We start from the raw sequence: 20,731 nt of genomic DNA, 5'->3' as shown, positions 1-20,731 counted from the left end.
GAGCGGTGCGATCTGCCGCGATCCGTCAGGACATCAGGCTTTGCAGGGCGCCCGGATGCAAGGTGATCGACCAATTGACGTGAACCACGCGCCAACGTCCTTCGATGTGGCGAAAGACCTGCGTCGAATTCCACGGAGTGCCCGGCTTTTCACCGCCCTGGCCGTCGCTCACGATGTTGCGCAGCACGGCCATGTCGCCGCCATCGCTGACCATCACGACCGGGTGGAGGTAGTCGTTGCGCAGGATCTTGAGCTTGCCCTCAAACACTTTGTGGAAATACGCCTCCACCGCGGCGTGGCCGTCCAGACGCAACTCGGTGAGGGGGGCGAAATACGACACGTCGTCGCTGTAGACCTCCAGTGCGCCATCGACGTCGCCGCGGTTCCAGCGTTCGTTGATGCCGTCGTCCACGGCCAGAATGGCCTGGGTGATCTCTGCAATATCGACTCTCATGGTCGGTCTTCTCAATCAGGCGGGACGTGGTGTAGGAGTGATTATTGGACTTGATTGGCCAGCCCGAGCGGTCCAGAGTGGACACATGCTGATCATTTGCGGACATGTTTTGAAGAGCCTACGCCAATGACGACGACCAGACGCGCACGCGCTGCGGCGGCGCAGGCGACCTCCCAGATCCTGCATCTGGCCTACCAGCCCGCAGATCCCTATCGTCTCGACCTGGAAGTCTTCACGGTTGCCGATTTGCGAACCCGTGCGACCAGGGAGGAAGTGCAGGCAACGCACCGCTACGGATTCCATACCCTGTTGTGTGTGACCCATGGCGAGTGCACCCAGCTGGTCGACTTCAAGGCCATCGCCTGCGCGCCTGGCTCGCTCCTGATCGTGCGGCCCGGCCAGGCGCACAGCTATGGCGTCAAGGACGACTGGGATGGCTGGAATGTGATCTTTCGCCAGGAGTTCGTGCTGCCGGCAGCGACAACGCCGGGCGATTTGAAGCTCGCCTTCGATCTGGGCACGTTGCCGGATCATGTGCTGCTCGGTGGCGATGATCTGAAGCGGCTGACCGATGTGATCGCGCAAATGCGCGAGGACACGCTGATGCTGGCCCCGCAAGAGGACGTCCATGCGCTGTTGCGCCATCAGCTGCATGCGCTGCTGACGCGGCTGAGCATTTTGCACGGTCGTACCCAAGTGCGGGATGTTGCAGTGTCTGCGGCGCTGCGACGTTTTCACCGGTTTCAGCAGCTGGTCGAAGACCGCCACGCACAGTGGCATCAGGTCGCGGACTATGCCGATCGCCTTGGGTGCACGGAAAAGAGCCTGGCGCGCGCAGTGCGATCGGCAATGGGCACCACCGCAAAGACCTTCATTGCCGCACGCATCAATTTGGAAGCCAAGCGCCTGCTGGTGCACACGTCGATGCCGGTTGCTGCCATCGCAGAGAAGCTGGGCTTCGATGAAGCGACCAACTTCAACAAGTTTTTCAGGCGCGAAGTGGGGTGCACGCCTTCGGACTTTCGGCGGCGTTATCGGCTTGCGGATTGATTGCATGCCACGGCAGCGCGCTGTCGCCTGCGCTGTGTTCTTCAAGCCCGCCTGGCTGATGCGTCACACATGGCCAGCATCGTGTGCGGTTGAGCCCTGAAAGCTATGCAATAGCCTCTGCATTGATTGTCGGAGTTTCCGCGGCGCACGGTGAGATTGCGCGTTTTCTGGAAATCTTGCTGGCCGCACCAATTCCTCTCCCGCAAGGAGAGGCCTTTACATACGTTGCGCCGTACGCGCAAAGCGCATTGTGCAGTTTGTTGTTGTCTGCGCGCAGTACGCGCAGCAACTCAGGCCGGGCGACCGGCCGATAGCAGTTCCAGCGCGGCCTTTTCGGCGTCGGTGTGGGTGGCACCGACGCGCAGGCGGTCGGCCAGTGCTGCAACGACGACGGCGTGGGCTTGGCGGAGCACGCTGTCCGCATCGACGCTGGCGTCGATGACGTGCTTGCCCGGCAGCTGCAGCGCCGCAAAGATCGCGCGGCAGCGTTCCAGGTTGTCCTGGGTTTCGAAATGATTGGGGGCATCGCCGCGTGCGCGGATGCGCGCCAGGCCGGTGGGCGGCGGCAGGTCGAGCAGCAACAGCAGGTCCGGGCGCGGCGCGAAATCGTTGGCGGCTAGCAGCGCATCCAGCGGCAGGCCGGCGGCGCCCTGGTAGGCAACCATGGACGGGAAATAACGGTCCAGGATCACGATCTCTCCGCGCGCCAGCGCCGGGGCGATCAAGGCTTCCACATGCTCGCGGCGGTCGCGGAGCAGCAGGTCGACCTCGTCCTGGGCGCTCAGCCGCCCGGTGGCGGCCGACTGCCGCAGCTGTGTGCCCCAGGGGCCGTTGGTCGGCTCCTTGCTCAGCACGACGCGCGCGCCGGCCTGCTCCAACAGTGTGGCCAGGCTCCTGGCGAGGGTGGTCTTGCCGGCTCCGTCGATCCCTTCGATCGCGATCAACAAGCCGCCTGGCGTGAGTTCGATAGTCATCACGCTACTTTAGCCGATCCCCCTGAATCCGCCGATTGCTGCGTGCAGTCGCGTGCTGGTCAGTGCACCGACAAGCGCATGCAGCATTCGCCGCCGTATGTGTCAGGAATGTCCCGATGCCGCCGCTCGTGCCCGGTTGTCATACTGAACAAGTCAGGCACGGTGCTCAATCGTGTAGCGTTTGAGCGACGCTTTACTGACTTCAAGGATGAAGGACGCGTCGCCGCCACCCTAGAGGCGGCATCCCCCGCGTGACGCCCTCTGCAGGCACCGTCGTGACCGGATTCCTTGACTCACTTTGTGTGCGCGTTGATTGCGCACGGCCACCTTCCGCTCAGACCGGCGCGGAGGTGTAGCGATAGGACAGCAGCGTTTTCACCAGGAAGGTGATCTGGGTGGCCGAGCGCGCATCCACACGCATGACCGGGATGCGGAAGCCTTCGACCACCAGCGCCTCGCGGAACGGCGGCAGCAGAAATTCCTGCACTTCGTCGGTCATGGTGACGCCAACGGCGAGGCTGGCCTCTGGCGCAATCCGCGAAAATTCGCGCAGCAGCTCCAGCGTGGTGTCGCGCATCTGCGTATCGCGTGCGCTGGTCAGCACGATCACGCCCAGGGCGCCGTCGCACACCAGCGGCCACATGAAATCCAGGTATTTCTGGCCGGGCACGCCGTAGACGTGCAGCAGCTCGCCGTCTTCGAGCTCGATCGAGCTGTAGTCCAGCGCCACGGTAGTGTAGGTCTTGTCGCCGTAGGCATCCTGGCTCAGCGGCATTTCGGTGCTGACCGGCTCCACGTCGGAGATCGCACGCACCGCGGTGGTCTTGCCCGCGCCCATGCCGCCCACGAACACCAATTTGTTGGCCGGAAGACTCATGACTGTGCCTGGGAGAGGGTGAGACCGAACCGACGTGCAACCCAGGAAAAGAACCGGGAATTGCTGCTGTTCTGACGACGCGGCGTGGACGGCACGGCAATCTCCGCTGTCTGGGCAAGGCCGCTGGCCAGCGCGGCGGCGAACAGGCATTCCACCGTTTGCAGCGGCAGCTTGCAAGCATTGGCCAGCGCCTGCGGGCGCCACGGCCGGGCATGCAGGTGCGCGATGGCCAGCAACTGTGACGGCGTGCTGGTATCGGCGCTGAGTTCCGGCCATTGGCGCAGTTGCAGCGCGTGGCCCGGTTCCACCGCCGGCAGTGCCGGGCGCAGGTGTTCGGGCAAGGCGAAATACAGCGCTTCCAGCGAGATGCGTCGGGTGGCGGTGGTGCCGATGTCGCCCATTGCGCGTTGCCAATCGGGGCGATCCAGCGCAGCCACCAAGGCAGCCAGCGGCAGCGAGGCGGGCAACTCCAGCCAGCCATTGCCCGGGTCTACACGGACGCGCAGCTGCGCTTGCTGCAGCACCACCGCATCGGTGCCGAATTCGCCGCGGCAATGGCGCAGCAACAGCGCCGGCTCGGCGGCCGGCGCGTGCTGTGGCGAGGACAGCAGCAGGCGCAATTGTTCGTTGAGTTCGCGCACGGTGGCACCGTGCTTGAGCCATGCGCCCGCCACCGGCGTGCGCGACACCACCAACACCCGCACCGGCTGGCCTTGCAAGGCCTGCCACGCGGCCAGGCCATCGGCACTTTCCAGACCCAGCACCACCACATCGGCGGCGTGCTCGGGCCACTCGCCCAGCTGCACGTCGATGCGTTCGGCGAGCAGCAGCGAGCAGGCCAGTTTCAGGCGCGTGGTGTGCAGCAGGTCCAGGCCGGCCGTGGCGACCCGCATGGTGTGGATGGGTGTGGTCATGATCTGGCGCCTGGCGGCGCATCGAGGCAGCAACGCCTGCCGGCGGGCGCCGGCAGGCCAATAGCAACGGCGCAGTGGCGCCGTTCTTTAACGATCAACCGATCAACCGAAGTCGAGGGTCTTCTCGAACGCCTTCAGTTCGTGACGTGCCATGGCCAGGTTGGCCTTGGCGCGGTCCAGCACCACGTACAGAAACAGCGCGCCGTTGCTTTCCAGCGGGCGCAACAGGTGGTACTGCTTGCTCAGGGTGATCAGGATGTCTTCGATGGTGTCGTTCAAGCCCAGCTGTTCGGCGATGCGGCGCTTGGCGCGCACTACTTCGGTGTTGCCGGCCGCAGCCAGTTCCAGGTTGAGCTCGGTGCCGCCGGTCATGCCCAGCGCCATGCCGCTGTCGCTATCGACCAGCGCGGCGCCAACGAAACCGGCCAGCGAATGCAGTTGTTCCAGATTGAGTTTTGACACGAGTCGTCCTTACCAGCGTTGAGAAATGAGTGGGCGGATGCCGTGCGCACACGCAAGCACGAACAGTGCCAAGCGAGCACTGCTACGCGGCGGCCGGCGGTGGGGTTGCCAGCACCGTGGCCAGCCGGCCCGCGCAATCGCGTGCGTTGAACAGCAGCGCGGCGGCATTGAGATCGCTGGCGCCCACGGCGGTCAGCGTCAACGGTTTGTCGGCACGGATGCGGATCAGCACCAACTGCCCGCCACGGGTGCTGATGGTGGCGTAATCGGCTTCGCTCAGGCCCGATTCGCGCGCCAGCGTCTCGCCCAGCGTCAAAAACGAATTGGCCATGGCGGCAAGCCGGCGGCCATCGGCGTCGAGGCTGGATTGCTCGGTGATCGCGCGCCCGTCGGCGGTGGACAACATCAGCAGCCGGATCCCCGGTTCGCGCTCGATGGTCTGCGCAAATTCGCGCCCGATGCGCTGCAGGTCGTACTGATGCGACGCCCGCGCGACTTCGCCCACGGCAGCCTTGACGACCTGGTTGACGGCGTTGTGCGGCATGAAAATTTTCCCCCTGTTGCGAACGGCCTGCGCGAATAAGTGACACCGGTCCTGCGCTGGCGGGCGAACGATACCATCGGCATATGAGGGCAAAGTCATACCGGCCTCAGCTTCTTAACTGTGCGGTCAGACAAGCACAGTCCGCAAAGCTGCGCGTGCCACAAACTGCCCCGCAACGTCACTTATGACGGTGCTCACGGCAGTCATGACGACTGCGCACCACGATGCAAGCGGTGTGCCGTGCTGCGCTGCCGCGCGTAGTTGCGCGATGCGACGACTAGACTGCGCGGCTTTCCCGATGCTGGAGCAATGCATGGCAACGCAGTACGTGCCGGTTTCCCTGATTGGCGTGCCCACCGACATCGGTGCCGGCCACCGTGGTGCCCGGATGGGGCCGGAGGCATTGCGCATCGCCGGGCTGCAGGAGGCCTTGGTCGGGCGCGGCGTCGAGGTGCGTGACCTGGGCAATCTGGATGGCCCGCGCAATCCGTGGCAGGCACCGCAGGCCGGGTACCGGCATCTGGACGAGGTGGTGGCCTGGAACCAGGCGTTGATGGACGCCAGCTACGCACAGCTGTGCGCAGGCCGCATGCCCGTCATGCTGGGCGGCGACCATTGCCTGGGCATCGGTTCGATCACCGCGGTGGCCAAGTACTGCCGCGAGCAGCATCGCCCGCTGCGGGTGCTGTGGCTGGATGCGCATTCGGACTTCAATACCAGCGAGGTAACCCCGTCCGGTAACGTGCACGGCATGCCGGTGGCCTGCCTGTGCGGCCTTGGCCCGCAGGCGCTGACCCACCTGGGCGGCAGCGCGCCCGCCGTGTTGCCCGAGCAGATCCGGCAGATCGGCATCCGCTCGGTGGACCCGGACGAGAAGCGCCTGATCAAGCAGCACCGCATCGACGTCTACGACATGCGCTACATCGACGAAGCCGGCATGAAGCGCACCATGGAAGCGGCCCTGCAAGGCATGAGCGCCGATACCCACCTGCATGTGAGCTTCGATGTGGACTTCCTGGACCCCAGCATTGCGCCGGGCGTAGGCACCACCGTGCCGGGTGGGCCGAACTACCGCGAGGCCCAGCTGGTGATGGAGATGATCGCCGACACCGGGCGAATGGGGTCGCTGGATATCGTGGAGCTCAATCCGGTGCTAGACAACCGCAACGCCACCGCCGAGCTGGCGGTGGATCTGGTGGAAAGCCTGTTCGGCAAGTCGACGCTGATGCGAGATTGATCGGTGCCTGAACGTCTGGCCCGGCGTTCACATCAAATCCACGGTCGCGCAGTCAGATTTGGCGCCAAGCGGGGTGCATCGGCACCGGACGCGGAACCGAGGAAGACCAAATGAAGCGACTGCTGACACTGATGGTGCTGGGCCTGTTCTCGGCCGGCATGATGACTGGCTGTAACACCATGGCTGGTGCCGGAAAGGACATGCAGGGTGCGGGTGACAAGGTCGAGAAGACCGCCGACAAATGCAGCGACGGTAAGTGCTAATCGGTTTTGTTTGATCTGTTTGGTTGGTCTTGATTGATCTGCGGCGACCGCCGCGTGCCTATGAAGGAGTGAGTTTATGAAGCGTGCAATTGCATTGTTGGTGCTGTCGATGTTGTCGGTTGGAATGCTGGCGGGTTGCAACACCGTCGCAGGTGCCGGCAAGGACGTGCAGGGCGCTGGCGAGAAGGTGGAAGACGCCGCGCGCAAGTGATCCACTTGCTGCATCGGTGAACAAAAACGGGCCGAAAGGCCCGTTTTTTTTGTGGATGACGCAATGGCGCGCGGCGCTATGTGCGGGTGCAGGCACCTCCGTCGCACGCCGTTGCGATGGCAACCGTTCATCGCGGTGAGTGCGCGCTCGACATCTTTTGACCTGTGCCGAACGCGGCCAGAATCAAGCTGGCACCACGGTCAATCGCGGCCGCAAGCAGCGGAGAATCGCAATGAACACTGACATCATTTCCGGCAAGTGGACCCAGCTCAAAGGCCAGATGCAGGCCAAGTGGGGCGACCTCACCGACGACGATTTCAAGGTGGCCGAAGGCAATGCGGAATACCTGCAAGGCAAGCTCCAGGAGCGCTATGGCTGGGACCGTGATCGCGCCCAGACCGAGGTGCGCGCCTTCGAGAAGTCGCTGCGCGACGACCGCTAAGGCACGCCGTGCCCGCTCGCCCATCGGCTGAGCAGCGTGTGCAAGGGACGGGCCGCACTGCGGCCCGTCTTTCGTTGTACGCGGCAACGGCGCCAGGCGCTAACGGATGCCCTGGCGCGGAACCGTTAAACTTGCAGGCTGATTCCCTGGCCTATGCAGATGACCACTCGCGTTCTTACCGGCATCACTCCCTCCGGCACACCGCACCTGGGCAACTACGTCGGTGCGATCCGCCCGGCCATCCAGGCCAGCACGGCCACCGATGCCGAGAGCTTCTACTTCCTGGCCGACCTGCACAGCCTGATCAAGGCGCAGGACCCGGCGCGGACGCAGCGCTCCACGCTGGAAATCGCAGCCAGCTGGCTGGCATGTGGCCTGGATCCGGACAAGGTGTGGTTCTACCGCCAGTCCGATGTGCCGGAGACCACCGAATTGATGTGGCTACTGACCTGCGTGGCCGGCAAGGGCATCCTCAACCGCGCGCATGCCTACAAGGCGGCGATGGACAAGAACCGCGCCGAGGGCGAGGACGAAGACGCCGGAGTCACCGCCGGATTGTTCATGTATCCGGTGCTGATGGCCGCCGATATCCTGATCTTCAATGCGCACAAGGTGCCGGTGGGGCGCGACCAGATCCAGCACATCGAGATGGCGCGCGATTTCGCGCAGCGCTTCAACCATGTGTATGGGCAGGACTATTTCACCCTGCCCGATGCGGTGATCGATGAGCAGGTGGCCACCTTGCCGGGCCTGGATGGCCGCAAGATGAGCAAGAGCTACAACAACACCATTCCGCTGTTCGCCCCGCGCGAGGAATTGCGCAAATTGGTGTTCTCGATCCTGACCGACTCGCGTGCGCCGGGCGAGGCCAAGGACACGCAGGGCTCGGCGCTGTTCCAGCTGTACCAGGCCTTCGCCACGCCGCAGGAAACCGCTGCGTTTGCACAGGCCTTTGCCGATGGCATCAGCTGGGCCGATGCCAAGCAGCAGCTGTTCGAACGCATCGATCTGGAGATCGCACCGCTGCGCGCACGCTATGAGGCATTGATGGCCGAGCCGGCCAAGATCGAGGCGACGCTGCGTGCCGGCGGTGCGCGCCTGCGTGCCCGTTATGCCACGCCGTTGCTGGCGCAACTGCGCGATGCGGTGGGCTTGCGCGATCTGTCCAGCCAGGCCAGCGCGGTGGGTCCGGCGACGGCGGTCAAGGCTGCATTACCGGTATTCAAGCAATACCGCGAGAGCGATGGCCAGTTCTATTTCAAGTTGCACGACGCGGCCGGCACCTTGCTGTTGCAGAGCGATGGCTTTGCATCGCCGCGCGAGGCGGGCCAGCTGATTGCGCGCTTGAAACAGGCCGAAGACACCACCCAGCTGCAACTGCCGGGTGTGCAGCTGCCCGCCGATGCGGCGCCGGTGCTTGCCGCATTGCGCGCGCTGCGCGAGGCGTGATTGTCGCCGCTTGACGTGGTCCACAGCGGCCCGCTGCGCACGCGTCTACACTTGAGGCTGCGCATGGCAATCGTGTGGTGGGCATGACAGAACCCGTCGAGCATGGCATCCAGACCATCGACACCGGCTTTGGCGGCGCGAACTTCGATGCCGCCTACCTGATCGTCGACGAACAACGCGGCGCATTTGTCGATTGCGGCACCAGTCTGTCGGTGCCGCACATGTTGGCGGCGTTGACTCATGGCGGGCTGACGCCGGCGCAGGTGGAGTGGTTGATCCTGACCCACGTGCACCTGGATCATGCTGGCGGCGCCGGTGCCTTGCTGCAGCACCTGCCCAATGCGCGCGTGCTGGTGCATCCGCGCGGTGCGCCGCATCTGATCGATCCGGCGCGTCTGATTGCCGGCGCCACCGCCGTCTATGGCGCCGAAGCGCTGGCGCGCAGTTATGGCGAGATCCTGCCGGTGCCGGCCGAACGCGTGGTGCAGGCACCGGACGGGCACACGCTGCTGTTGGGTACACGTGCGTTGCAGTGCATCGACACGCCCGGGCATGCGCGGCATCACCTGTGCCTGTGGGATGCGCGCAGCCGCAGCTGGTTCACCGGCGACACCTTCGGTTTGTCGTATCGCCAGCTCGATAGCGCGCAGGGCGCCTTCATCCTGCCGACCTCATCGCCGGTGCAGTTCGAGCCCGACACCATGCTGCAGTCCATCGCACGGCTGATGGCAATGGCGCCAGAGGCGATGTATCTCACCCACTATGGTCGCGTGACCCATCCGCAGCGATTGGCGCAGGCGCTGGTGCAGCAGATCCATGCGATGACCGAGATCGCGCACGGCTGTGCCGAGCGTGCCGACCGCCATCGCTGCCTGGTGGCCGCATTGACCGCGCTCTACCTGGAGCGCGCACGCCAGCATGGCTGCCCATTGGACGATGCCGCGGTGGAGCACTTGCTGGCCACCGATATCGAACTCAATGCGCAGGGATTGGCCTGCTGGCTGGACCGGCCGGTGCGCGCGGGCTGAGGCAGCGTATGGCGTGTGGTTGCGCTGCAAGTGGCGGCAACCGCGTGCGAATCACTGCGCAGCACGCTTGCCCATATCACGCAGCAACACAGCGCTACGGTTTTGCGCGCGCGCTTTGTAAACTGTTGGTCATCTTTGAGTTGCAAGGCCACGCCGTGAATCCGATGCGCATCCTGCTGTTGTCCGCCTGCCTGTTTGTGGGAGGCGTGGCGCAGGCCGCCAACGATCTGCCCGGCGGCGGGATCGATGCCGAAGCGCTGTCGCGGCATGTGCGCCTGCTGGCGTCCGACGATTTTGAAGGGCGTGCACCGGCCAGCACCGGCGAGCAGCGCACCGTGGATTATTTGGTCGAGCAATTCAAGGCCGCAGGGGTGCAGCCCGGTGGCGAGCAGGGCGGGTGGACCCAGGCGGTGCCGCTGGTGCGTGCGCAGGTGGATGGGCCGGTCCGCGCGACGTTGCATGTGGGCGGCAAGGACCAATCTCTGGTCAACGGCACCGATGTGACCTTGCAGAGCCTGCGGCCGATCGACACGGTGGCATTGAAGAATGCACCGCTGGTGTTCGTGGGCTACGGCATCAGCGCGCCGGAACGGCAGTGGGACGACTACAAGGGCGTGGACCTGCGCGGCAAGATCGCGGTGGTGCTGATCAACGATGCCGACTTCGATACGCCGCAGCCGGGCGCGTTCGACGGCAAGGCGGTGACCTACTACGGCCGCTGGACCTACAAGTACGAAGAAGCCGCGCGCCGCGGCGCGGCCGGTGTGTTGATCGTGCACGAGACCGCGCCGGCCGCGTATGGCTGGGCCACGGTGCAGAGCTCCGGCCTGTCGCCGCTGTTCGATATCGAACGCAGCGATGCCGACGCCCGCGCGCAGCACGTGTCGGTACGTGGCTGGATGCAGCGTGCGTTGGCGGAATCGTTGTTCCAGCGCGCCGGCCTGGATTTCGAGCAGGCCAAGCAGCGTGCGCAGCAGCGCGACTTCGCACCGATCGCGCTGGGCGATGCGCGCCTGTCGGTAGACTTCAAGCTCAAGCGCGAGCGGGTGGTGACCCACAACGTGGTGGGCAAGCTCACCGGTAGCCAACATCCGGATGAGACGGTGATCTTCTCCGCGCACTGGGATGCGTTTGGCGTTGGCAAGGCCGATGCAAGCGGCGACACGATCCGGCGCGGTGCGGTGGACAACGCCACCGGCGTGGCCAGCGTGCTGGAACTGGCGCGCGTATTCGCCGCCGGCCCCAGACCGCAGCGCACGCTGTACTTCATTGCGTTGACTGCCGAAGAGAAGGGCCTGCTGGGTGCCAACTACTACGCGGCACATCCGCTGGCGCCGTTGGACAAGACCGTGGCGGTGCTCAACATGGAGATGTTCAGCCCGAATGGCCCGACCCGCGACATCGCCTCGTGGGGCCGTGGGCGGGTCTCGCTGGAGGGCGATCTGGAACAGGCGGCCAAGGCGCGTGGGCGCACGTATTCGCCGGACCCGAATCTGGAAGCGGGCTTCTTCTACCGCGCCGATCATTTCGCGTTTGCCCGCATGGGTGTGCCGGCGATCACCGCAGGCCCGGGCCTGGACATGCTCGACGGTGGTGTGGCTGCCGGCAAGGCGCTGCGCGATACCTACTTTGCGCAGTGCTATCACCAGCCCTGCGATCGCTGGACCCCGCAGTGGGATGCCAGCGGCCATGCGGCCGACACCACGCTGGTTTACGACGTGGGTGTGGCGCTGGCCAACAACCGCCAATGGCCGAGCTGGCAGGACGGTTCGGAATTCAAGGCGATCCGCAGCAAAAGCGATGCGGCGCGCAAAGTAAGCGCTGCGTGGTGCAGGTGCCCGGCGCGGTGGTCAGGCCCGGGCGTCGCTGAGTGCAGATGCACCTTCAGCTGCATCGCGCACGCCGCCGAAGGATTGCGGCAGTGCCCAAGCAATCTGACCCTCAGCGGCACGGGTAGCGTTTGGCCAGCGCCTGCAGGATCAAGCCGGGAGCGGGTTCTTCCAGACGCTTCAACGGCAGCGCCGCAAGATCGGCAATGATCGCCTGCAAGTCTGGCGGGCCGGCCTTGCCTGCGGGCATGCACCACTTGGTGCGATAGCCGGTGCTGGCGACGCCGAGCACGTACGCGCCGGCGCGGCTGGCCGAGACCATGACCTTGAGTTCGGGCTGCCCGGGTGCGTCGATTTCCGGTGCCAGCGAACCGTCCAGTCCGGCATCGATCAGCGCCTGCCCGGTGAGTTCCCACGGCTCGGGCGTGCGCGCCGCTGCAGTGGTGGAGAGCAGGCTCAGGGCGGCCAGGGCCAGCAAGGGGATGCGACGCTGCATAAGCATTCCATCGTGATGAGAGTCGGTAGGCACCATAACGCGCGCGGCAGGCGAGCGCATGCGGCACGTGGGCGTGTGCAGGTGCTCTAGAATTGAAGCTTCCGCTGCACTTGGCATGTCCGATGTCTTCCTCTCACAACGCTGCCGCGCCTGCGCCTGCGCGCAACGGGCTGGTCGTTCTCGCGCTGCTGCTGGTCTACGTGGTGTGGGGCTCGACGTACCTGGTGATCCGCTTCGCCCTGGCCGGCGGCGCGCAACCGCTGACGATGGTGTCCGGCGCGCGCTTCATCGTTGCCGGCACGCTGTTGTATGCGGTGCTGCGCTGGCGTGGCGTGGCCGCACCGACACCCGCGCAATGGACGCATGTGGCGTTCATGGGCGCGGCACTGTTGCTGTTGGGCAACGGCATGGTGGTGCTGGCCGAGCGCAGTGTGTCGTCGGGCCTGGCGGCGACCGCAGTGGCATCGGTGCCGTTGTGGATGGCCTTGTTCGGCGCGTTGCGCGGCCAGCACGCCAGCCGCGGCGAATGGCTGGGCATCGTGATCGGATTTCTTGGCGTGGTCTGGCTCAATGCCGGCAGCAGCCTGACCTCCACGCCGGGCGGGCTGGTGTTGTTGCTGATCGCGCCGATCGGCTGGGCGTTCGGCTCGGTGTGGTCGCGCGGGCGTGATCTGCCGACCCCGTTCATGACCGCCGCCGGGCAGATGCTGTGCGGCGGCGTGTTGCTGGTGAGCACCGGCCTGTTGCTGGGCGAACGCCCGCACGCCTGGCCCACCACGCAGGGCCTGCTGGCGGTGGCCTACCTGTGCGTGTTCGGCTCGATCGTGGCGTTCACCGCGTACGTGTGGCTGTTGCATCACGTGCGCCCGGCGCTGGCCGGCAGCTATGCGTACGTCAACCCGGTGATTGCGGTGAGCCTGGGCGCCTGGCTTGGCCACGAACGTTTCAGTGCGCACGATATCGGCGCGATGGCGGTGATCCTGTGCGGCGTGCTGGTGGTGACGCTTGCCAAGGCGCGCCGATGAGCGCGGTGTCGCCGGTCGAAGCGCGCCGCGGGTTGTTGATCACCGCGTCCACCTTCGTGTTGTGGGGCGTGATTCCTCTGTATTGGCATGTGCTCAAGGCGGTGCCGTCGCTGCAGATCATTGGCCATCGCATCGTCTGGAGTGCGCTGCTGGTGGTGGCGTGGCTGGTGGCCACCTCCGGCTTGCGCTGGTGGCGCACGATCGCCGCGCAGCCGCGCGCGCTGGCGATGCTGGCCGGCAGCAGCGTGGCGATTGCCTTCAACTGGGGCCTGTATATCTGGGCGATCAACGCCGGGCATGTGATCGAAAGCAGCCTGGGCTACTTCATCAACCCGCTGCTGAGCGTGCTGCTGGGCGTGGTGGTGTTGAAAGAGCGCCTGCGGCGCCTGCAATGGGTGGCGGTGGCATGCGCGGCGCTGGGCGTGCTGTGGCTGACGCTCGATGCGGGCGCGCCGCCGTGGATCGCGTTGGGGCTGGCGAGTTCGTTCGGGTTGTATGGCTTGCTGCGCAAACTGGTGGCGGTGGATCCGGTGGCCGGCCTGGGCGTGGAAAGCGTGTATCTGTTCATGCCGGCACTGCTGCTGGTGGGCTGGGGCGAGTACGGCCACGGCGGCGGTTTTATCGGCAGCTGGAGCCTGGGCACCGATGCGATGCTGATCTTCGGCGGCGTGGTCACGGCCTTGCCGTTGATCGGGTTCGCCTACGGTGTGCGGCGCATTCCGCTGTCGCTGGTGGGCATCCTGCAATACATCGCGCCGAGCCTGCAGCTGCTGCTGGGCGTGTGGTTCTTCCATGAGCCGTTCGACCAGGGCCGTGCGATTGGATTTGCCGCGATCTGGCTGGGCTTGTTGCTGTTCGTCGGTGACAGCGTGTGGCGTGCGCGCAGGCCTGCGGCGTCGCGCTGAACGCGGAGCGTGTGGCATGCAGGTGTGAGAGTGCGCGCGGAATGTGGTCGTGTGCTTGATGCACCTGCGCGTGCGGGACTCGATGTGCGATCTGGTTTCGCTACGCGCGCTTGCGTGCCGCCGCGCAGTGATCTGAAGCGACGGCTTACCTGCGATCAGCTACGCGGCGGCATTGCAGCCGCCGCGACAGCAAGTGTGGAGGCCGGCAGTGCCTGCGGGGCTGGGCAAGTGCCGCGGTCCTGTTGCGTTTGCGTCAGCCAGGCATCGATCGGCTGCGCCAGCAGGTCCAGGCGCAACGGCAGGCTCAGATGGTCTTCGTCGTGCAGCTCGAGGTAGTGCGCGCGCGGGCTGGCCAGGGCGAGGGCACGGCCATGCGCCACCGGAATGTGCTGATCGGCATCGCCATGCAAAAGCAGCACGCAGCTGCGCGTGGCGGCCAATGCCTGGGTGACGTCGACATGGTCCAGATCCAGCTGCAATTGCGTGTCTGCCGCGGCAATCACCGCATCGATGTCCTGGCCGCCGTAGCGCCAGCGCGCATACGCCGCCACCGCCTGACCACGCCAGCCGTTGGGCTGGCTGGCGAGCAGGTGCGGCACCATGTCGCGAATGCCGCGCCCGGCATTGGCGAAGGATTCCATGGCCACCACGCCGGCCACGCGGTCGCCCAGTTTGTCGGCGGTGAACAGCGCGGTGGCCGCGCCGTAGGAAATCCCGAACAGGTACAGTGGGCCCTGGATCTCGCCGCGCGGCTGCAGCGCATTGATCACATCGATGACGTCGTCGGACTCGCGCGTGCCGTAGCCGGACGGGCCACCGCCGGAATGGCCGTGGTTGCGCAGGTCGATGGTGACCACGCGGTAGCCGGCCTGCGCCAACTCCAACGACCACGGCAGCAGCGAGTCGCCATCCATCATCCAGCCGTGTAGCAGCACCACGGTGCCGCGCGGTGTGGCCGGCGCGGCCGCAGTGGGCGCGGTAAAGCTGAAATCCACGTCCAGCGCATGCGCCGGGTCATGCCGCTGGCCGCGGTAGCGGTAGCGCATGGCGTACTGGCCCGGGTCGATCGCGCGCCAGAAGATCGGCACCTGATCGCGGGTGACCACGTGCCCGCTGCGGCTGGGCACGCTGGCGATGGTGGCGGCAATGCGCTCTTCGTCCAGCAACGGCGAGGTGCCACCGGGCGCGACCAGGCGCTCGCTCAGCGAGGTGGAGGACGAGGAACAGCCGGCCAGCCAAAGGCAGGCGCAGGCCAGCAGGAGCAGGCGCGTCATGGCAATGCATCGAAGGGCGAAGCGGCCGAGCAGACTACGGCCTGTCGGGCGCGTGCATCTACCGCAGTGCGGTGACAAAACGATGACAGCCCGCCCGGCGTTCAGCTGCAGCCAGATGGTTTGCCCTGGCTGTCATGCATTCCCAATCCCCACTCCCCAATTCCGGCGGACAGCCGCCCGCCTCACACCTCGCGCAATGCCGTGGTGATCGGCAAGCGCGCCGCGCGCAATGCCGGGAACAGCCCGCCCACCAGCCCAATGCCCAGCGCCCACTTCAGCCCGCTCCACAGCAGCTCCGGCGACACCTTGAACTGGAACACCACCTGGCTGAAGTTGTTGCCCAGCGTGGAGACGGTGTAGCCGTTGAACACTGCCCAGGCGATCAGCCCGCCCAGCAGGCCGCCGAGCAAGGCGAGCAGCATGGTTTCCAGCATCAGCGCCATGATCACCGGCACCCCGCGGAAGCCGATCGCGCGCATGGTGGCGATCTCGCGCGCCCGCGTGGCCACGGCGGCATACATGGTGTTGAGCGCACCAAACACCGCGCCCACCGCCATGATCGCGCCGATCACCGTGCCCAGGATGCTGATCAACTTGTTCAAGCCGCCGCCCTGCTTGCCGTAGTACGCGCGGGTGGTGTCCACATCCAGCTTGAGCCGTGGATCGGCCGCCATGGCGGCTTTGAACTGTGCAAACCCCGGTTTACCGGCGGTGCGCGCAGTAATCGACTGATAGGCGCTGCGGTTGTAGGTGGTGGCCAGGGTCTGCGCGTCGGTCCACATCTCCGAGTCGTGCGCATCGCCGGACGCAAATACGCCCACCACCGTCCACTGCTGGCTGCCCAGGGTGGGCGTCTTGCCCAGTTCCAGCCCGCGGAACTGATTCAACGCGCCCTTGCCGACCACGATCTCGCGCAGGCCGGGCGTGAAGTGGCGGCCCTGCACCAACTTGACCTTGGTGTGCACCGCCCAGGCCTGTTCACCCACCCCGCGCAATTGCGCGTTGACGTCGGTGCCATCGGATTTGGAGGCGATGTTGACCACCTGCGCCAATTCCGGCGACAGCAGCGGGCGCCCGTTGGCATCGGTCGCAATGCCGGGCAGGTTGCTGATCAACGGCACCAGATCGCGGGTAATCACCGAGTTGGTTTCTGCTTGCGAGCCGCCGCGCAGCACAATGGCGGTGCTGTCGTCGCCGGTGTTGTTGAGCGTGGCCTGGAAGCCTTGGCCCATCGCCAGCATCGCCACCAGCACCCCGACCACACCGGCGATGCCGACCACGATCACCGAGCTGGAGCCCCAGCGTTGCGGCAACGTCGCAATGCCGATGCGTGCCGCCGCTAGCGACAGCCGGCCGCTGCGTGTGACCACCAACCACACCGCCAACAGCGCGGCGATCGGCAGCAACAACGTCCATGGCAAGGCGATCCACGCAGCCAGGCCGATTGCCAGCAGCACCACCGACAGCAGATTGACCAGACGGTTCTTCCATTTGCTTTGCATCTGCGTGCTCCTGTCAGCGGCCGGCGAGGGCATCGACGATCTTCAAGCGCTGCGCGCGTAACGCCGGCAGCACACCCACCACGATGCCGATCCCGGCCATCAGGCCCAGGCCGACCAACCAGGTCTGCAGCGGCACCGTCTGTGTCGGCATCAGGCCACCGCTACGCGCGGCCACCATCGGAATCACCAACGCCGACAGCCCCATGCCGATCAACCCGCCCAGGCCAATCAGCAACACCGATTCGACCATCACCAACGTCAGCACGGTGCGGTCCTGGAATCCCAGCGTCTTGAGCGTGGCCAGTTCCGGAATGCGCTCGCGCACCGCCTGCGCCATGGTGTTGCCGGTCAGCAGCAGCAAGGTGAAGAACACTGCGGCCATGATCGAGGTGACGATCAAACCGATGTCGGCGTACTGCTTGAGGAACGCCTGCTGGAACGCTGATTCGGTCTGCGACTTGGTTTCATGATCGGAGTTGGCCGACAACGCATCGATCGCCAACGCCACGCGCGAGGCCTGGTCGGCACTGCGCAAGGTCACCGTGTACCAGCTCACCTGGTTCTTGATGTAGTCGTTGGATTCGTCGAAATATTTCCAGTTCATCATCAACTGGCGTTCCTGGTTGGCTGCCACGGTGCGGTCCTTCATGCGGAAGATACCGACCAGTTGCAGCGGCCAATCGTTGCTACCGCTGCGCGGGAAGATGGTGGCCTGCAGTGGAATGGTGTCGCCGATCTTCCAGCCGAATTGCTTGGCCAGCGACTCGCCGACCACCGCGCCGGTGCGCGTGGTCTGGAAGGCCTTGAGCTGGTCCTTGGGCAACTGGTATTCGCTGTAGACATCGAAGAAGTTCGGCGCCACCGAAAAGTTCGGGAAGAAATTCTTCGGGTCCTGGTAGATGCCGCCGAACCACATCGCCGAGGTCACATCGCGCACGCCTGGCACGCTGCGAATCTGGTTTTCCAGGCGGATCGGCAGCGATTGGGTGATCGATAGCCGCGAGGCCACCACCAGCCGGTCCACGCCGCTGACATTGCCGCCGGAGGTAAACGCCACGCGCACCGAATCGAGCATGCCGAACAACAGGAACGCCGCCACCACCGACAGCAGTGTCAGCAAGGTGCGCGTCTTGCTGCGGAACAGTTGCGCCCACACCAGCGAGAGATACTTCATGGCAGCGCTCCTTTACAGCGCGAGTGGCGCGTCGGCCAGCTCACCCTTGTCCAGGTGGATGGTATGGGTGGCGTATTCGGCGGCCTTCGGGTCGTGGGTGACCATCACGATGGTCTTGCCGTGTTCGCGGTTGAGTTCCTGCAGCAGGCGCAGGATTTCCTCGGCGTTGTGGCGGTCCAGATCGCCGGTGGGTTCGTCGCAGATCAGGAAGGTGGGGTCGGACACGATTGCGCGTGCAATCGCCACGCGCTGCTGTTGGCCGCCGGACAATTCACTGGGCTTGTGGTTGCGGCGTTCCTGCAGGCCGACCAGGGTCAGGGCGATCTCGGCATTGCGCTTGCGCTGGGCGGCGTTGAGCGAGGTGAGCAGCAACGGCAGCTCCACGTTCTTCTGCGCGGTGAGCATCGGCATCAGATTGTAGAACTGGAACACGAAGCCGACATGGTGGCTGCGCCAGGTGGCGAGCTGGCCGCCGCTCATGCGATCGATGCGCTCGCCTTCGATCTCGATCTCGCCACCGCTGGGCGTGTCCAGCCCGCCGATCAGGTTGAGCAGGGTGGTCTTGCCGGAGCCGGAGGGCCCCATCATGGCGACGAAATCGCCGCGGGCAATTTCCATGTCGATGCCGTGCAGCACCTGCACTTTTTCCGGGCCGCGTTGGTAGGTCTTGGTGATGTTGCGCAGGGTGACAAGGGCGGTCATGACGGTTCCTGACGGGGCAATGGCGGGAATGGAACGGCAAGGCAAAGCGACAACGCATGGCAGGACGACGGTGCAACACCGCGGCTACGGGCAGCGGCCGGCCGCTATTCCGCACAGCGGCCGCGATGCAGCGCCACAACGGCAAACACGGCGCACAGCGCGATCCAGCAATTCAACGGCGGGCACGACACAGCAAGACACACAGCACACGACGTTCGGCAGCTGCTGATTTCGACAAACCCCGCAGCGCTGCGCTGCAACCAGGTTGCGCCTGCTTAGAGCAAAGGCGCCATCGCGTACGTCACTCGCTCTCGGCGGCCGCCTCGGCCACCGTGTCGCCATCTTTCAATTGCGCCGGCGGCTGCAACACCACGCTGTCGCCGGCGGCAAGCCCCTTGCTGACCTGCCTGTCCTCGCCCAGGGTGATGCCGGTGGTGACGGTGTGCGCCTGCACGCGGTTTTCCGCATCGACCACGAAGGCAACCGTGGCCCCATCGCGCTCCACCAGCGCGGAGGCGGGCACGCGCACGCCTTGCGGCGTGGCCGCTTCCTGCGGTTTGGCCGGTTCCAAAAAGCTCACCCGCACGCCCATTTCCGGCACGATGCGCGGGTCCTTGACCTTCAATGCCACGCGCACCTTCACCGTGGCCTTGCCGCGATCGGCGGTGGGGATGATGGCGATCACCTCGCCGGGAATCTTCCATTCCGGGTAGGCATTGAGCACCGCTTCGACCGGCATCTTCGGCTGCACCCGGCCGATGTAGGACTCGCCCACTTCCACCTCGATTTCCAGCGATTCCATGTCGACGATGGTGCCGATACCGGTGCGGGTGAAGCCGCCGCCGGCCGACAGCGGCGAGACGATTTCGCCCGGCTGCGCCGCCTTGGCAGTAACCACACCGGCAAACGGCGCGCGCACCACGTTGAAGTCCGAGCGGATCGCCGAGATCGCCAGTTGATTGGAGGCCACCTGCACGTTGCGCTGCGCATTCTGCAGCTGCGCACGCAAGGCATCGCGCTGCGCGGTGGCCTGTTCGTACTGCGAGCGCGAGACCAGTTGCGCCCCTACCAGCGATTGCAGACGCGAGGCATCGGCATTGGCCACTGCCAGCTGCGCCTGCATGTTGTCCACCTGGCTGCGTGCGGCCGACAGTTGCGAGGCGGACAAGGTGCGCTGCGCATCGGCGTCCAGCGGGTCGAGCGTGGCCATCACCTGGCCTTCTTCCACGCGCATGCCTTCTTCGATCATCACCTCGCGCACCTTGCCGGTGACCTGCGCCGACACGGTGGCCATGCGCCGTGCCACCACGTAACCGGAAGCATCCAGCACCGAGGCGCTGCTGCTGCCGGCGCTGATCGCCACCACCGGTGCGGTCTGCACTTCGATGACCTGGCGCCGGTTGAACCACCACAACGCGGCGGCAACGATGACGACGAGCACGATGGCCAGGCCGATCCACAGCCCACGCCGGGACGGAGCCGGTGGCGGGGTCTGGCGGTCGATACGGAGTTGCTTGAGCAGATCGGCGGAAGTGTTCATCGTTGACCGTGACGGGGTGCTGCGCGAAATGTGACCGGCCGGGCGCCGTGCCGCAAGCTGCCGGAAGTCACCAGCAATACGAAGGCGACCAACGGGGTGGGTGCCGCGCAGCATGCAACCGCCGCATCGTGCCCGCCAGTGACAGCTGTCACCCGCCGCACATGACAGCGGCAACTGGGCGCAGCGGTGGCAGTACGCGATGCTGGGTGCGTGCCAGGCTGTCGCGTTCGCCAGGCATGCTGTGGCAGCGCTGCGCCCGTCGCATCGTAGGTGCACGCACTGGCGCGCGCGACAAGCGGGCCGTGCCTTACAGACCGGATGCGTGCTCAACTGTTTCAATCCACTGCGCGCACTGCGGTGGCAGACTCCAGCTTCCTCA

21 protein-coding genes and 1 pseudogene are annotated in these 20,731 nt (G+C 65.6%); 10 read left to right on the top strand and 12 right to left on the bottom strand.

What is annotated here, in order from left to right:
* Positions 1-25: 25 nt before the first annotated feature.
* The gene (locus ACCQ09_RS20310; RefSeq protein ID WP_040942014.1) at positions 26-454 is read right to left on the bottom strand and encodes a YybH family protein; all 429 of its coding nucleotides are present in this window, start codon (positions 452-454) and stop codon (positions 26-28) included.
* 54 nt (positions 455-508) lie between these two features.
* Here ACCQ09_RS20310 and ACCQ09_RS20305 point away from each other — a divergent pair, with 54 nt between their 5' ends.
* Positions 509-1,504 (top strand): helix-turn-helix domain-containing protein, encoded by a 996-nt coding sequence (locus ACCQ09_RS20305; RefSeq protein WP_228428220.1) that lies wholly within the window; start codon positions 509-511, stop codon positions 1,502-1,504.
* Between the two features lie 290 nt (positions 1,505-1,794).
* Here ACCQ09_RS20305 and tmk read toward each other — a convergent pair whose 3' ends face one another.
* The 5 genes from tmk to ACCQ09_RS20280 all read right to left on the bottom strand — a co-directional run bounded on the left by tmk (position 1,795) and on the right by ACCQ09_RS20280 (position 5,275).
* Positions 1,795-2,478 (bottom strand): dTMP kinase, encoded by a 684-nt coding sequence (gene tmk / locus ACCQ09_RS20300; RefSeq protein WP_228428218.1) that lies wholly within the window; start codon positions 2,476-2,478, stop codon positions 1,795-1,797.
* Positions 2,479-2,812: 334 nt separating this feature from the next.
* Positions 2,813-3,355 carry a GTP-binding protein gene (locus tag ACCQ09_RS20295; protein WP_012439507.1) on the bottom strand — a complete coding sequence of 181 codons (543 nt, stop codon included), beginning with the start codon at positions 3,353-3,355 and terminating at the stop codon, positions 2,813-2,815.
* Positions 3,352-4,269: a hypothetical protein gene (locus ACCQ09_RS20290; RefSeq protein WP_012439506.1), complete on the bottom strand. Its 918-nt coding sequence runs from the start codon at positions 4,267-4,269 to the stop codon at positions 3,352-3,354. The genes ACCQ09_RS20295 and ACCQ09_RS20290 overlap by 4 nt, the downstream gene beginning before the upstream one ends.
* Positions 4,270-4,371: 102 nt before the next feature.
* Entirely contained in the window at positions 4,372-4,731 is a 360-nt protein-coding gene (locus ACCQ09_RS20285) for a roadblock/LC7 domain-containing protein (RefSeq protein WP_011039002.1), read from the bottom strand.
* An 82-nt stretch (positions 4,732-4,813) separates the two neighbouring features.
* Positions 4,814-5,275 (bottom strand): roadblock/LC7 domain-containing protein, encoded by a 462-nt coding sequence (locus ACCQ09_RS20280; RefSeq protein WP_011039001.1) that lies wholly within the window; start codon positions 5,273-5,275, stop codon positions 4,814-4,816.
* A 313-nt stretch (positions 5,276-5,588) separates the two neighbouring features.
* Between ACCQ09_RS20280 and rocF the strand changes: the two genes are divergently transcribed.
* From rocF to ACCQ09_RS20245, 7 genes and pseudogenes are all read left to right on the top strand, one after another.
* Positions 5,589-6,512 carry an arginase gene (rocF, locus tag ACCQ09_RS20275; RefSeq protein WP_011039000.1) on the top strand — a complete coding sequence of 308 codons (924 nt, stop codon included), beginning with the start codon at positions 5,589-5,591 and terminating at the stop codon, positions 6,510-6,512.
* Between the two features lie 110 nt (positions 6,513-6,622).
* Positions 6,623-6,775, top strand: coding sequence for an entericidin A/B family lipoprotein (locus ACCQ09_RS20270; protein WP_011038999.1), 153 nt, complete (start codon positions 6,623-6,625; stop codon positions 6,773-6,775).
* Between the two features lie 76 nt (positions 6,776-6,851).
* Complete coding sequence (locus tag ACCQ09_RS20265; protein ID WP_011270059.1) at positions 6,852-6,986, top strand: entericidin A/B family lipoprotein; 135 nt, start codon at positions 6,852-6,854, stop codon at positions 6,984-6,986.
* Between the two features lie 232 nt (positions 6,987-7,218).
* Entirely contained in the window at positions 7,219-7,428 is a 210-nt protein-coding gene (locus ACCQ09_RS20260) for a CsbD family protein (protein WP_011038998.1), read from the top strand.
* 159 nt (positions 7,429-7,587) lie between these two features.
* Positions 7,588-8,877: a tryptophan--tRNA ligase gene (locus tag ACCQ09_RS20255; RefSeq protein ID WP_029629069.1), complete on the top strand. Its 1,290-nt coding sequence runs from the start codon at positions 7,588-7,590 to the stop codon at positions 8,875-8,877.
* An 83-nt stretch (positions 8,878-8,960) separates the two neighbouring features.
* Complete coding sequence (locus ACCQ09_RS20250; protein WP_068574725.1) at positions 8,961-9,905, top strand: MBL fold metallo-hydrolase; 945 nt, start codon at positions 8,961-8,963, stop codon at positions 9,903-9,905.
* 164 nt (positions 9,906-10,069) lie between these two features.
* Positions 10,070-11,719: pseudogene (locus tag ACCQ09_RS20245) on the top strand (M28 family metallopeptidase); the annotation flags it as partial.
* Positions 11,720-11,846: 127 nt separating this feature from the next.
* On the opposite strand, the gene ACCQ09_RS20240 reads toward ACCQ09_RS20245, so the two are convergent.
* Positions 11,847-12,230, bottom strand: coding sequence for a Rap1a/Tai family immunity protein (locus tag ACCQ09_RS20240; RefSeq protein WP_016944600.1), 384 nt, complete (start codon positions 12,228-12,230; stop codon positions 11,847-11,849).
* Between the two features lie 122 nt (positions 12,231-12,352).
* Between ACCQ09_RS20240 and yedA the strand changes: the two genes are divergently transcribed.
* Positions 12,353-13,255 (top strand): drug/metabolite exporter YedA, encoded by a 903-nt coding sequence (gene yedA, locus ACCQ09_RS20235; protein WP_040942010.1) that lies wholly within the window; start codon positions 12,353-12,355, stop codon positions 13,253-13,255.
* The gene (gene rarD / locus ACCQ09_RS20230; RefSeq protein WP_040942009.1) at positions 13,252-14,160 is read left to right on the top strand and encodes an EamA family transporter RarD; all 909 of its coding nucleotides are present in this window, start codon (positions 13,252-13,254) and stop codon (positions 14,158-14,160) included. The genes yedA and rarD overlap by 4 nt, the downstream gene beginning before the upstream one ends.
* A gap of 155 nt (positions 14,161-14,315) precedes the next feature.
* On the opposite strand, the gene ACCQ09_RS20225 is transcribed toward rarD, so the two are convergent.
* The 5 genes from ACCQ09_RS20225 to ACCQ09_RS20205 form a co-directional block, all read right to left on the bottom strand.
* Positions 14,316-15,434, bottom strand: coding sequence for an alpha/beta hydrolase family protein (locus ACCQ09_RS20225; RefSeq protein ID WP_040942008.1), 1,119 nt, complete (start codon positions 15,432-15,434; stop codon positions 14,316-14,318).
* A 182-nt stretch (positions 15,435-15,616) separates the two neighbouring features.
* Positions 15,617-16,936, bottom strand: a complete 1,320-nt coding sequence (locus ACCQ09_RS20220) for an ABC transporter permease (RefSeq protein WP_040942007.1) — start codon at positions 16,934-16,936, stop codon at positions 15,617-15,619.
* Positions 16,937-16,949: 13 nt separating this feature from the next.
* Positions 16,950-18,110 (bottom strand): ABC transporter permease, encoded by a 1,161-nt coding sequence (locus ACCQ09_RS20215; protein WP_040942006.1) that lies wholly within the window; start codon positions 18,108-18,110, stop codon positions 16,950-16,952.
* 12 nt (positions 18,111-18,122) lie between these two features.
* Entirely contained in the window at positions 18,123-18,812 is a 690-nt protein-coding gene (locus ACCQ09_RS20210; RefSeq protein WP_011038986.1) for an ABC transporter ATP-binding protein, read from the bottom strand.
* 301 nt (positions 18,813-19,113) lie between these two features.
* Entirely contained in the window at positions 19,114-20,352 is a 1,239-nt protein-coding gene (locus tag ACCQ09_RS20205; protein WP_040942005.1) for an efflux RND transporter periplasmic adaptor subunit, read from the bottom strand.
* Positions 20,353-20,731 lie beyond the last annotated feature (379 nt).

The sequence above is a fragment of the Xanthomonas sp. NCPPB 2586 genome (assembly GCF_041475775.2).
Classification (GTDB): Bacteria; Pseudomonadota; Gammaproteobacteria; order Xanthomonadales; family Xanthomonadaceae; genus Xanthomonas; species Xanthomonas campestris.
The sequence above is the reverse complement of the archived record's forward strand: the minus strand, read 5'-3'. Positions and strand labels throughout refer to the sequence as shown.